Source organism: Paenibacillus sp. TSA_86.1 (genome assembly GCF_052691815.1).
The window spans coordinates 36,346-50,076 of the sequence record NZ_JBQZGE010000019.1; the positions used below are offsets into that span (position 1 = coordinate 36,346).

The window sequence follows — 13,731 nt, forward strand, 5'->3', positions numbered from 1 at the left end:
GAGATCATCAATGAATTTATTCTACAACGATGTGAGGTTTTATGACAACTGGAGTGGTACGTTCTTTCCAATTCAATTAATTCATTCATTTCAGCGCTATGCAGCTTAGTTCACATTGAACATCATGACTGCTGATACGATACGGCCGTCATCTGGCATGGCTCACACGCAAACATGTAATACACACCTTCACCATTTTCCTGAATCAACTCACCCTCCAACTGACCGATGGCCTTCATCGTAGCAGAGCAGGCAGGACATACTGGATAATCTGCATCTTGCACCCAGCCGGGGTGACCCCCAACCTGTGATATGGAAGGTTCCATCGCCCACTCACTACCATGGAAAGGCTGACGCGGTTCAGACGCAATACGGAACAAACGCTGTTGTACCTGTTCCCGTGCTCCTTCTGTCCTTTCTCCCTCGCCAGCAAGGCTACCTACGTCTAAGGTGCTTGAGCCAATTCCCGAAACATCTACTCGCATCTCTTCCACATCAATATCATCAAATCCATCCGGTTTCACATTATGTCTACTCCAGATCGGATTCCCAGTTGCATCCATCTCCATGTACACTACGCTGTAAGCGCTACAGACTAGACAAGTCTGCACATCCAGGTGTGAAGAGTTCCAATGAACAGTCTGAAGCCCCGGATGTTTCAGCTGTAAATTCATTAAGCTAATGAATGGATTACTGCACCACGGACAATGATTGGAGCTTGGTACAAGTAAAGAAATCGGAGCACCATCAAGGTTTTCCCTCTCACTTCCCGCTAAGTTACTCTCTCCTACTTCATATAGTGAATAACTCGGGGTGATAAACAATTCTCTGCGTTGGCCATCTGCGGTTAACTCCCAGCCTGCTTGTAAGGTATAACGCTCAGGTGCCACGTACAGCTCGCTAGCCCAGTCAGGCGGAGACAGCTTCCACTGCCAGAATTGCTGTACAACAACTTCGTCACCGATATAAGCCAGCATGATCAGGATATGGTTGCGATTCTCTTCATCCGTGTTCACCTGTTGTAACAGATGATCTCGCAAATCCCCGGAGGCACTCTTGAACAAAACCGCTGGATAAACGATCTCCCGCTCCAAAAGCTCCGGAATCTCCGCAGTCAGCGCCAGATCATGGTAACACACAAGGTACAGCAAAATGTCCTTGCCCGTGTCCTCATCACCTGAGCGAATCAGTTCCATCGCGTATCGTTTCATCTCATGTTGCTGCTCTGTTGATAGGGACAGATACACCTGTTCCATGGAGTTTTTATACGGTACATACCGAATAAGTTCATCGTATGTGCGGGGTTCATGCATGATTTTCAAAATCTGCACCGCATCCGTAACGCCCGCGTACAGATCCACATCACGTCGATGCGCCTCAATATATCGCTGGTGTGCCTCACGTTCCATCTCCTGCTTGCAAGGCATGCAGTACCCGCCCGTTTTGGCTGCTGTCGCTGGTAAGATCATATGGTCGCATCCTTCACGTACACATGGAATACGTTCTGTCATGCTTCAGCCTCCTTCAACCTTTAGGAATGGTGTCCAAGTTGCTCCTTGGTGAATTCGTAAAACGCAAGCGCATCCTCACTGCTCGCAAATCCTGCCTGAGCCAATTTCTCACTGCCACCACCTTTACCTTGGTAAGCTCCCAGATTGCCTTTGAAAAACGGCCCGCACGCCCATTCCGGCGGCTGTCCGTTCTGTGCCAGCACAACCTTCGCTTCCGAGAGGCTGGCAAACAGCACTAAACCTTCATGCTCTGCGGTAAGCTTGGTGGCAAGGCTTTGCATGTCCTTGAGTGATTTGTCCTCGAAGATCCGGGCAATGACCAGCCCTTCCCGTGCGGCGAGCAGTTCCTCGGCATAGTAAGCGTCATTCGTTGCTTTTAGCGCGTTCAGCTCGCTTTGCAGCTGCTTCTGCTCCTGTTCCATTTTCTCAATACGCTCCAGCAGTTCGTCGCGGCTTGTCTTTAATTTGGCCGTAATGCCATTCAGTACTTCCTGCGCTTCCTTGAATTCGTTCAAGGCTCTTGTGCCGCATTTAAAATAAATCCGGGTGCTGCCCTTTACCTTCTCGGTTTTCAGCAGCTTGATGATGCCAATCTCACCCGTTGCCGCCACATGTGTGCCGCCGCAGGCATTGTACTCCACACCTTCAATCTCCACGATGCGAATGTCCTCCGTCACCGTCGGCTGCTTCACCAAAGGCAAACGCGCCGCTTCCTCGGCGGTAACCCATGACGTACGAACCGCTGCGTTGCGAACGATCTGCCGATTCACCTCTTGTTCAATCCCCGTGATCTGTTCCGCGCTGAGGGTCTCCGCAGCCACATCAATCGTTGCGTACTCCGTGCCCAAGTGAAAACTGAGTGTCATCGCATCCGTCAGCTTCAACGTCACTGCCGACAACAAATGCTGGCCCGTATGTTGCTGCATGTGGTCGAACCGTCCCTCCCAATCCAGCTCACATTGCACTTCATCCTGTTCCGGAGAATGCTCTAACTTGTGCCATACCTCTCCGTCTTCCAGATTCACATCCAGGACAGCTATGCCGCCAATCTGTCCCAGATCACACGGCTGTCCGCCTCCATGCGGATAAAATGCCGTCTCGGCCAGCGTAACGTACACGCCATCCTCTCTGCTCATGCGGTTTGTAATATGTGTATTCCACTCGCGTGTATACGCAGAGTCATAGTAAAGTTTTTGAGTCATTGGAATGATTCGTCCCCTTCTCGTTCAAGTGGTTAGTTCTATCCTCAGATTACACTATTTCCCACAGCTAACGCCAATATTGCTACTTCGCTCTCCACTTTCATGTAATTGAGATCTTTCTGTAGACTATAAACTATCTATTAAATTTTATGGTTCCGGGTCTACTCAATATAAAAAAGACCGCTCTGTAAGCCATAGCCTACAGAGCGGTCTATATTCTATCCAACGTTTCATCTGAAAATGTTGGATATGTAGCCCTTTGATTACACCGGAACGGAGATGACAGACTAATGCTGGAGAAGCGGAGCGTTCGCCTTTATAACCCGATTTTCCCCTAAGGAAAAACTTCAATAAAATCGGGGGATAACAGCGATCGAAAGCATAGTCAGTCATCGGAGTGGTCAAGTGTAATCTAAAGGCCACGCCATATCTTTTTTCACATTAAACCAAGTTCCAGAAGAGAACTGTATTCGCCACCGTCACCATCGTAAACAGCAACGTATTCACAAATGCCGCGAGCCATACATTGTTCGTTTTCTCAAACAATTTGCGTGCGTATACGGCAGCGATAATCAGACATGGCACCAGCGCGAACAACAGAATGCCGTTCAGAGCTTGAGTTGGATACAACGCCACACCTGTCATAAAGTCTTTGCCATACTGTGCCAGCATCCACAATACCAAGCCACCAACGTTCAAGACGATGGCAAGGAACATACCGCCGCGTTTACCGCGGGTATTTGCATTCAGGGCAACGGCACTCACAAAGTAATAGATCAGGAACAGTGGTGCATAACGAAGTGCAGTCACGAAATGCTCCTGTTCAAACGTACGTACCGCAAACGTCCAGATCCGGAAGTCCGTTCCGAAGATGGCCTGCACCGCGAACAACAGTGCATATCCGATGACAATAGCGAGTACCGCTGTTACAAGGCTGGCAATGATCGTTCCGATATTCAAGCTAATACCGTAATCACTGAAACGGGTGCCTGCATCTTTTTTGGAGAAATAGTGGAATGCAAAGGTCACCAGAATCATAATCAACGCCGATACCAACGCCCAGTATACAATCTGGTTCGTCGTTGGTTCATTGAAATATGTGCCTGTAACGACAATTTTGTTTGCATAGTTGAACACAATCCACATCACCAGGGATACAACAGCCAGTAATACGCTGCCTACGCCCATGTTTTTCATCCGGCGACTTGCCGTATAATCATTCTTTTTGCTTCCAGCCAAGACAAATCCAATCACTGCACCAAGCACACTCACAATGACCAGGATCAGAGCGATGATACGCAATACATTCAATCCGTCAGCCGATTTATCCATTAACGTTGGGAAAAGAATGGCCGGGATCAACGTGCTGAACGCAATCGCGAGCCAGTAGATCGTTTTTTGCTTGCCGCTTACGGCTGCGGATACGGTTGCAGTCTCGTTGCTAACCGCCTTACCAAGCAATGGCAGTCTGAGTAACAACGTAATCAAAGGCACGATCATCAGAAAGAAACCGATCAATGCTACGAAGTTAAAAGCTTCCTTCGCCCACCAGATTTGATTGCCCGATCCCAGATCCACATTCGTCTGGTTTGGTGACGTTACGCCATTGAAAGCATGTGCGTAAAAGTCGATTAGATGTCCTGTCGTGGTTGGCGAGAAGTGGTTCCACGGGTGAGTCTGATTCGGTGTGAACATAATGTGCTCACCCGTCTGCGAAGGGCGTACCACTTTGCCATCAACCATCAGGTCACCGGACGGTACTTCTGTGAACTTGTCCGTTTCCGCTCTTGGCGCGTCTGCCGCCAGTCCGAGGAATGCCTTACCCGAAATGGTTGCAGCAAAATCCTTACGCATCACGGTACCTTTGATTTCTTTTTCAGCGGCTGTCTTCTCTTCGTCGGATTTATTGAAGAAAAACTCGTCATACTTACCCGCAATCATGCCTACTGTACGGCTACCAAAAGCAGCTTGCAGCTGATCCTGCGGAGCTACGGCAGCGGCATACGAATAATCTGCCCCAACAGAGATCCCTGTATAGATCATACGATGTCCTGTTTGCAACGAAGTCATCTCATCCATGTACATGGAGAGCAGTGTTGAGAATCCCCCCATGGAGTGACCGCTCACAGCAACATACGCGTTGCCTTTATCATCTTTTTTGGTAAAATCCTGATCATAGATATATTTAGCTGCATCGAATTGAGAATAGATCCAGAATGTGCCGAACATATCTTTCACCGGAATTGGGGCACTCCAGCGAGAATCCCCGTGATCATACATATCGAGCGCCAGCACGATGTAACCACGTCTGGACATCTCAATGGCAGGTGCATCCTGCATTTCTTTGGTGTTCAAATAACCATGCGTTGTAATAATAACCGGTCTTTTGTCGTCAGCACCCGCGCCCTTTGGCATGTACAGCAGACCCGACAGCGTTCCGTGGTCGGCCTGGAATTTGATCTCTTTAACCTTGACGGAATAGAAGGATGTGTTGAACATACCGGCAAACAAACTACCGAAAATGACCAGAACGAGTGATAAAACCAGCAACCCCTGCGGTTTTTTCAAGAATGATGTGACTGTTCTCATTGGTTGGCTCCTTTAGTAATATAAAATGCGATATAACTTGAAATCCATATATTTACACATACACTTCGATGACAGAATAACCTTCCGATCGCTGTTATCCCCAGATTTTTTGATTCCCTTTTATAAAGGGAAAATCCGGTGATAAAGGCGAACGCTTCGCTTCTTCAGGTTTTTTCTGTCCTCTCCGTTATTGTGTAATTTAATAGTTCAAATTATATAGATAAATAGATATCACTATGCATACGCTTCCGCTTATATAATGAGCGAGACAGCATGTCATAATGCAGTTAACAATACAAGCCACAATAAATCTAAATTTAATTATTCAAATTCGATGTAAATGAGTACATGTAAATATTGACTCAATATGGCCTAAAAAAAGCACACATAACGACGCCGGACTCCGGCGCCGTCACCTGTGTCAGTTCATATCAGTATAGTCCTGTACATCTATATCGTCATGCAAGCAAATTTTAATGAATTCTATCCTACTTCAATGACTCGGACAGTTCCGTGAAAATAACACCCAGCGCATATGCGCCAGCATCCGGATAACCCAAGCTGCGGTCACCGACCGTACCTGCACGACCCATACGTGCGACGATATCTTCCGTTTTCTTCGCACCTTCCACCGCTGCTGCTGCACCTTTCGCAAATGCGGTTTTGAAGTCTTCTCCAGACGCAGCACTTTGCGTCCAGGCATCTGCGCATGGTACGAGTGCATCGATCAGTGTTTTGTCACCTACAACAGCACCACGTCCGAAGGAGCGCTCACCTGTTGATTGAATGCCTTGTACGGCTGCCTGCAACATTTCAGCAAACTCAGCTACGTTCAATTGCTGTTTCTCGCCTACTACTTTGCCAGCCGCACGGAAAGCTGAACCCCAGATTGGGCCGGATGCTCCGCCGCAATACTCCATGATGACGAGAGAGCATGCATCGAGGAATGAACCGATATCTTTTTTCTCTTCGTTAACGATGTGGTTCCACTCGCGCTTCAATTGACGGAAGCCCTTGGCTACACTCATTCCGAAATCGCCGTCACCGGCATGGGAATCCAGTTCACAGAACGGTACTTCGTTCTTGATGATGATCTCGCCCATTTTATCGATCAGGTAGACTACGTTGTCCAGCGTGAACTGATTGTTGTTAATCACAGCCGCTGACGCATCCGTTTGAACCTCATAGGATACCGGGACATCTTCCGTTACAACTGCTTCGAGCGCTTCGGAATAAGCAACTTGTGTCACTGGAGGACCGGATACTTTAAATGCTGGCGTGTCGCTTTCCTTGAACAACAACGTTTTCAATTCCTCATCCAGCTTCAGAATCGTTACCGATGCACCCGCCATGTCGATACTGGTCATGTAGTTGCCTACAAACGTTGTAGCCACATTCAGACCTGCTTGTCCTGCAATCTCACGTTGAACCGAGTTGTTCAGCAAGTACAGTTCTTGCAGAGGTGTCGCACCGAAACCGTTCACAAGCACAGCGATCTCGGCAGACGCATCCTGATCCAGCTTCATATCTTTGAGCAATGCGGACACCATACGTCCCGCAAGTTCGTCTGCAGAGACGATTTTCTCCCGGCGAATACCCGGCTCACCATGGATACCTACCCCGAACTCCATCTCGTCTTCTGCGATCTCAAAAGTTGGTGTTCCCTTGGCAGGAACCGTACAAGACGTGAATCCAAAACCGATACTGCGCACGTTCTGTGCCGCTTTCTCCGCAACGGATTTCACTTCTTCCAGACTACGTCCTTCTTCTGCTGCGGCGCCAGCAATTTTATGAACCAGAACGGTTCCGGCCACACCGCGGCGTCCTACCGTGTACAAGCTGTCCTGCACAGCGATGTCATCTTCCACACGTACATACTGCACGTTGATGCCATCTTCTTCAGCCAGATGTGCTGCGTTTTTGAAGTTCATCATATCGCCGCTGTAGTTTTTGATGATGAGCAGTGTACCTTTGCTGCTTGCCGTTGCTTTGATCGCTTGATATACCTGGATTTGCGAAGGCGATGCGAATACATCTCCGCATACAGCCGCATCCAGCATACCTTTACCCACATACCCTGCATGTGCTGGCTCGTGACCGCTACCTCCGCCGCTGATCAGGCTGACTTTATCCGCCTGAATCTCTCTTCGCTTGATCACTTTATATTTTTTCAGGAATTCCAGCTCCGGGTGCGCAAGCGCAATCCCGTTGCACATTTCCATAACAACATGTTCAGCTTGGTTGATGATTTTTTTCATTTATTTTGCCTCCTGGCGTGCTTTGTACTCCCGTCCGATTCGGTCAGCTGCTGCAATCGCTGCGGCTACTTCAGGAACAGTAATCGGGAATGGCATCGCGTGGATAGATTCCTCTGGAATGCACGCAATCTCTGCTACTTTCAACAATTCTTCTTGTGTAATGGTTTCTACGCCGATATCTGCAAGACTTACAGGCAATCCTACGGAAAGACAGAAATCCATCACTTGGTGCAATTCTTCGGTCGGTGCATTTTCAAGGACGAGCTGTGCAATCGTACCGAAGGATACTTTTTCACCGTGGAAGTAGTGGTGTGTACCTTCCAGAACCGTCAGACCATTGTGGATCGCGTGTGCTGCAGCCAAACCGCCGCTTTCGAATCCAAGACCAGACAATAAGATGTTCGTTTCTACGATGTTTTCCAGGGCTTGGGTTACCACGTTGCTGTCACTCGCTACTTTCGCTTTGGCACCGTCCGTAAGCAACATTTCGTAACACAATTTAGCAAGAGCCAGTGCTGCGTTGGTTCCTACAGCCGAAGGCGTGTACCCTTCACGGGAGCCCATTGGCAGACTTGCATTCACACGGGAGTAGGATTTTGCTGTTGCTCTTGCCTCGAAGTAAGTAGACAGTGCATCTCCCATACCGGATACGAGGAATCGTGTTGGTGCATTAGCAATAACGGTTGTATCTACGAGCACCACGCTTGGGCTTTGTTTGAAGTATGCATAATCGTCGAAGGAACCTTCTGGTGTATACAATACAGCCGAGTGACTTGTCGGTGCGTCTGTTGCTGCAATCGTTGGGCAGATGATTAATGCTTCGCCTTCGGCAACACATTTCGCAGCGTCAATGGCTTTACCGCCACCGAGACCGATGGTGCATGTGCAGCCTTTTTCTTTCGCGATTTCTTGCAAACGAGCAACTTCCTCACGTGAACATTCGCCTCTAAAACCGCTTTCAACAAACGTGATATTGAATTTTTCTGCTGTTGCATCCAGCTTGGCTTTGACACGCTGTACATCGTCCGGGTGTGCAATCAGCAATGCAGAATCTCCGAAGGATTTTACGAAATAACCCAGGTTCAACAATTCGTCTTCGCCTTGCACGTACTTGGTTGGGCTGATAAATGCTTTTCTCATAATATGATATGCCTCCTAAAAGTAGATTCGATAGAATGTTGTGCGTAACAATGCTTCCTTGTTGACTGACATTCAGATGTTAAGGTCCCTTGCACCTTGTTACATCAAATTTTAATTGTTGCAATTGACCTAAATATAACGCAGAAACGAGAGGTTTACAGTGGACTTTGATAACAAATTATTATAATTTGCAATCGTAATTTTTTGCTTTTTCGCATAATCGTGGTATGTTATTGTCATGAGATGGTTGAATTTTGACCTCTCATTTTCCATTACCCGCTGTGTTCACGTTTTAATATGTACAACTTTCAACTTTTTAACGACTCTCCGATCGATGAATTCGGTCTGTCACGGAGGTTAATCACATGATTAAAGAATATCTGCACATCAATAAAATACTGGATCTGGACAAGTGGAAACGCCTTCAGGATTCCCTTGCCACCGTCACCAAACTTGCCATTCTTACCGTTGATTATAAAGGCATACCCGTGACCAGCCATAGCAGCTGTCAGGCATTCTGCCAGAACGTTCGCAAAGATCCCGAGCTTCTTCCCTACTGCCAAAAATGTGATTCTCGCGGCGGTCTGGAGGCGGTTCGCCTTAATGAACCTTACGTTTATCTCTGTCATTTCAATATCATTGATATTGCGATTCCGATTACGATTGACGGAAAATATATTGGCGCGGTCATGGCTGGACAAGTCAAGCTCGCTGATCCCGAGAAGGGAAACGATCTGGAGCAGATCGTGACGTCCAAAAACGTACCGATGCATGATGCAAAAATGAAGGAGTTACAGGCCGAATATGATCAATTGCCCGTCATGACCTATGAGGAGATTGTAAAAATTTCGAATATGTTGTCGCTACTGTGCAACTATATTGTCGAGGAAGCGCTGAACAAAAACTTGCTGGTGGAGATGTTTGAGAAAGCTTCCGGCAATCAGGAGTCCGTCAACTTGTCCACCATCCTGCCAGGGTATTCAATCCGCAACATCGAGTCGATCAAAAAGGAAATGACCAACGCTATCGCAGATGCCTATCTCAAAAATAGCCCCAGTGATACGGAAACTGTGAATCCCGTACTCCAGCCTGCTTTTGAATATATTCATAGCCATAAGAGCGAACAAGTGTCGCTAAAACAAGCGGCGGATCTGTGCCACCTGAGTCCAAGTTACTTCAGCAGGTTATTCGCCCGGGAGACCGGTGAGAACTTCACCACCTATCTCGCCAAGCTCAAAGTCAAGTGGGCCAAGCAGCTGCTGGAGGTCACGGACATGCCCGTTTCACAGATCAGCGATGAGCTGGGTTTTAATGAAGCGGGGTATTTTATTAAAATTTTCAAAAAGTTCGAGGAAATCACGCCCGCCCTCTATCGTAAATATATTCAGGAGAGCTGATTAACCTGTGATATGTTTTTCATATCAATCATGCGCTTAATAGATATTTCACCTAATTATCTGCACTTGCTACAATGGAGTCCAGATGAGTAAGGAGGCATGACAAATGGAATATCGCAAATTGGGAAACAGCGGTTTAACCGTCAGTGAGATTTCGCTGGGCAACTGGATTACACATGGAGCACAAGTTGATGATCCAACGGCACAAGCTTGTGTCCAAGCTGCATTGGAGGCAGGTATTACGACATTTGATACGGCAGACGTATATTCGGATACCAAGGCGGAAACTGTGTTGGGACAGGCTCTCAAGGGAGTACCAAGAGAGAGTATTGAACTATGCACCAAAGTCTGTCATCCAACCGGCCCAGGCCACAATAACAGAGGACTTTCCCGCAAACATATTATAGAAGCCTGCAGTGCTTCATTACAACGATTGCAAACAGATTATATCGATGTCTATTACGCTCACCGCTATGATACACACACTCCACTGGAAGAGACATTCCTTGCGTTTGCTGATCTTGTTCGTCAAGGCAAGGTTCATTATATTGGGGTTAGTGAATGGACAGCTGCTCAGATTGAGCAAGGCTCCGCACTAGCTAAAGAGTTGCGTGTACCTTTCATCGCAAGTCAGCCGCAGTATTCGATGTTATGGCGTGTAATTGAGCAAGAAGTTGTGCCCGCAAGTGTACAGGCAGGTCTGGGACAGATTACATGGTCTCCACTCGCTCAAGGCATACTATCGGGTAAATACCTTCCGTATGAAGCAGTGCCACCCGGATCACGAGCAGCAGCCCAAGCAGGGAAACCCTTCTTCAACAAGCTCGCCGGTCGTTGGTTACACGATGATGTGCTGACTGCTGTACAACAGCTTCTTCCTCTAGCGAAGGAACTAGGTTTGACTCTTCCTCAACTCGCTGTTGCCTGGGTTCTTCATCATCCCTACGTCAGCTCAGTGATTATTGGGGCATCCGGGCCAGAACAAGTACTGGAAAATGTGAAAGCTTCCGGTGTGAAACTGGATCAGGATATCCTCACTCGAATTGATGAAATATTAGGAAAATGGATTGAGAGAAATCCTGTCCTGACGGGTTAATATAGTTTAGTCGCTCTTGTCCATGTGTATAAAACGGGTGACCACACCCTGATTCATGTCCGTCCGCCATGCCATGTATAAGGGCACGGAGGGCGGTTTTTCTATTAAAGGTAAAAATACCACACCTCTGCGCTGAAACACCTCCACCGAAGAAGGAACAATGGAAACTCCCATGCCTGCAGCAACGAGGTTCACAATCGTATACATCTGGATTGCTTCCTGCGTAATTCGCGGTTCTACCCCATGCTCCCTGCAAAACTCCCGAACGAGACGATGAAATGGTGAGCCCAAATGGCTAGGGAACAAAATAAAATCCTCTTCCGCCAAGTCAGTAATCGACACTTGAATCTGCTCTGCCAAAGGGTGATCGTCTGGAACCACCACCATTAACGTTTCTTCCTGGAAGACCTGGAAGGATACATTTGGCGTGTGCTCCTGATATCGTAAAAACCCAATATGGATTTGTCCATCTTGCAGTGCCTGCAGTTGTTCAGAAGATGTCATCTCACGCAGTGTAATTTCGATCTGTGGGTACGCTGCTCGAAATCGCCTTAGCACATCGACCATCATACTGCCTGAAGCCGAATCCACAAAAGCTACCGTTATATGACCAACGATGCCTTGGTCAACCTTCTGTGTGAGATGGATCGATCGTTCAAGCTGAGCCAAAATTAGTCTTGCCTGATCTAGAAATACGGCTCCCGCAGGTGTTAGCCTAACCATCTTTTTCGTACGTTCCAACAGCTTTACGCCAAGTTCTTCTTCCAGATTTTGAATCTGTTGACTCAGCGGCGGCTGAGTCATATTTAATCTTTCGGCCGCACGATGGAAATGGAGTTCCTCCGCCACGGCGATAAAGTAGCGTAATTTTCGAATATCCATTACACCTGATACACCTCCCACTAACCTCTCCCCGTTACTTCATCTGCTCCTCCACCCAGATTGCAGACTCTGCATGCATCGTCATGAGTGCACAAAAATCAGACTCGATCTCTACTAACGGAACATCCTCCCCGCTGTCATGAATGAGCATCATCACTTTGCCAGAGGTCTCATCCAGAACGGCTATGCTGCCCTCACCGAATCCGCCAATTGGAAAAAGATGGATCTCGCCGGGCAGGTCGTATTCTTGCTCGTACTCTCGATATGCATCCAGAAACTCGGGATACGCCCAGTCCAGCTCTTTAACAGAATATAAGGCAGGATCACCGAAGTTACATGCTCCAAATTCAAGCAGCAGCGCGCGATATGCCGCAGGGAGCTTCACTTGGTATTTTTGCTCGAAACTCTCGATGTCCTGCTCAGTTTCAGGTTTACTGCCACTCCCCATCGTTGTACCATATGCCTGCACCAAAAAATCCCGAATCGGGTCTAGTTCTACGGATTTCATCTGTTTTGCAACTCCCCGTCCAGCCAAGTTAATGCGGCTCGCAGCTTGTCCTGCGGCACCGTATCATATCGATCCCCTGTCGACATTTCGAATGAGCAGCTATTGCCTCCGGTTTTGTTCAGATACGATGTAATGGCGATATCAAACTTCTGCGCCATCTGCACGAGCAAGGGTTCAACCTCGGAAGCTGCGAGCGTAAAGTGAACATGAAACATATTGGACACGGGAATTTCGGGAACCGTGCGAATCCCGTGGCATGCATTAAACAGTGAGGCCAGTTCCTTGGCCTGCTCGTAATAATGTCCCATTTTGCCAACACGTTCATTGTAATAATACCGGGAGCTGAGAATATAAGGGTACAATCCAATCAGATCGCCGCCATGCCGCCGTTTCCATACCTTGGATTCCTGCATCATATCCGTATCCCCAGCCAGAATCGCACCTGCAATGCCGCCAATGCCTTTGTAAAAAGAGATGTACACACTATCAAACAAACCGCAGATCTCCGCTGGTGTTTTCTCGTAATAAGGCGTGATCTCAAACAGGCGCGCTCCGTCCAGATGCAACTTGATCCCGTGCTCACGGCAGTATGCCGAGATCGCCTCCAGTTCCTCATAAGCCGGCAATTGCCCACCTATCTCTCGCTGTGGCAGCTCAAGTAACAGACAGGCGTATTTCTCCTTGATCCCTCTAACATCGTCAAGAGTAATCAACCGATCCACTTCACCCAGCAAAATACTTTCGATCTGATGCAGCTCTTTTAACCCGTCTTCCTCATGAATCTCAAGGTGAGACAAGGGATGATACGCTACCCGCTTGATACCTGCACGGTCACACCAGATACGAAGGGCAATCTGCTGTGCCATCGTGCCGCTTGGGAAAAACACCGCCGCTTCCTTACCCAGCACCGCAGCCATTTCCTGTTGAAACTCATCAATAATTGAGCCATTCCCGTAGTGGTCACTGAACGTCTCTCCATCCACCTGCTCCAGCGCCTCCTGTAGCACTTTCACTTTGCGGCTACCGTGCCCGCCTATAATGTACGTTGCCTGAGTGAATGCATCCGCAAGTGTTACTTTGTTATTTTGTTCTACATCATTATCTTTTTGAGTGCCTGTACGTTTATACATAATCAATCACTCCTTTCA

10 protein-coding genes are annotated in these 13,731 nt (G+C 47.8%); 2 read left to right on the forward strand and 8 right to left on the reverse strand.

Going from position 1 to position 13,731, the window contains the following annotated elements:
- Window positions 1–122: 122 nt before the first annotated feature.
- The 5 genes from ACUTVW_RS24335 to ACUTVW_RS24355 all read right to left on the reverse strand — a co-directional run bounded on the left by ACUTVW_RS24335 (window position 123) and on the right by ACUTVW_RS24355 (window position 8,700).
- Window positions 123–1,511: a DUF1963 domain-containing protein gene (locus ACUTVW_RS24335; RefSeq protein ID WP_445648141.1), complete on the reverse strand. Its 1,389-nt coding sequence runs from the start codon at window positions 1,509–1,511 to the stop codon at window positions 123–125.
- 20 nt (window positions 1,512–1,531) lie between these two features.
- Window positions 1,532–2,713: a hydrolase gene (locus ACUTVW_RS24340; protein ID WP_445648142.1), complete on the reverse strand. Its 1,182-nt coding sequence runs from the start codon at window positions 2,711–2,713 to the stop codon at window positions 1,532–1,534.
- 441 nt (window positions 2,714–3,154) lie between these two features.
- Complete coding sequence (locus tag ACUTVW_RS24345) at window positions 3,155–5,302, reverse strand: alpha/beta hydrolase family protein (protein ID WP_445648143.1); 2,148 nt, start codon at window positions 5,300–5,302, stop codon at window positions 3,155–3,157.
- A gap of 488 nt (window positions 5,303–5,790) precedes the next feature.
- The gene (dhaK, locus tag ACUTVW_RS24350) at window positions 5,791–7,560 is read right to left on the reverse strand and encodes a dihydroxyacetone kinase subunit DhaK (protein ID WP_445648144.1); all 1,770 of its coding nucleotides are present in this window, start codon (window positions 7,558–7,560) and stop codon (window positions 5,791–5,793) included.
- Window positions 7,561–8,700 carry a glycerol dehydrogenase gene (locus ACUTVW_RS24355; protein WP_445648145.1) on the reverse strand — a complete coding sequence of 380 codons (1,140 nt, stop codon included), beginning with the start codon at window positions 8,698–8,700 and terminating at the stop codon, window positions 7,561–7,563.
- Between the two features lie 365 nt (window positions 8,701–9,065).
- Here ACUTVW_RS24355 and ACUTVW_RS24360 point away from each other — a divergent pair, with 365 nt between their 5' ends.
- Together ACUTVW_RS24360 and ACUTVW_RS24365 are read left to right on the forward strand one after the other, a co-directional pair.
- A complete protein-coding gene (locus ACUTVW_RS24360) occupies window positions 9,066–10,097 on the forward strand; it encodes a PocR ligand-binding domain-containing protein (RefSeq protein WP_445648146.1) in 1,032 nt (343 codons plus the stop codon).
- Window positions 10,098–10,203: 106 nt separating this feature from the next.
- Window positions 10,204–11,193 (forward strand): aldo/keto reductase family protein, encoded by a 990-nt coding sequence (locus tag ACUTVW_RS24365; RefSeq protein ID WP_445648147.1) that lies wholly within the window; start codon window positions 10,204–10,206, stop codon window positions 11,191–11,193.
- A gap of 6 nt (window positions 11,194–11,199) precedes the next feature.
- Here the strand turns inward: ACUTVW_RS24365 and ACUTVW_RS24370 are convergent, their stop codons facing one another.
- Genes ACUTVW_RS24370 through ACUTVW_RS24380 form a run of 3 tightly spaced genes read right to left on the reverse strand, consistent with a single transcriptional unit; the run spans window position 11,200 to window position 13,713 of the window.
- Complete coding sequence (locus ACUTVW_RS24370) at window positions 11,200–12,075, reverse strand: LysR family transcriptional regulator (protein WP_445648148.1); 876 nt, start codon at window positions 12,073–12,075, stop codon at window positions 11,200–11,202.
- A gap of 34 nt (window positions 12,076–12,109) precedes the next feature.
- On the reverse strand, window positions 12,110–12,583 hold the full coding sequence (locus tag ACUTVW_RS24375) for an SMI1/KNR4 family protein (protein WP_445648149.1): 474 nt from the start codon (window positions 12,581–12,583) through the stop codon (window positions 12,110–12,112).
- Window positions 12,580–13,713 carry a threonine aldolase family protein gene (locus ACUTVW_RS24380; RefSeq protein ID WP_445648150.1) on the reverse strand — a complete coding sequence of 378 codons (1,134 nt, stop codon included), beginning with the start codon at window positions 13,711–13,713 and terminating at the stop codon, window positions 12,580–12,582. The genes ACUTVW_RS24375 and ACUTVW_RS24380 overlap by 4 nt, the downstream gene beginning before the upstream one ends.
- Window positions 13,714–13,731 lie beyond the last annotated feature (18 nt).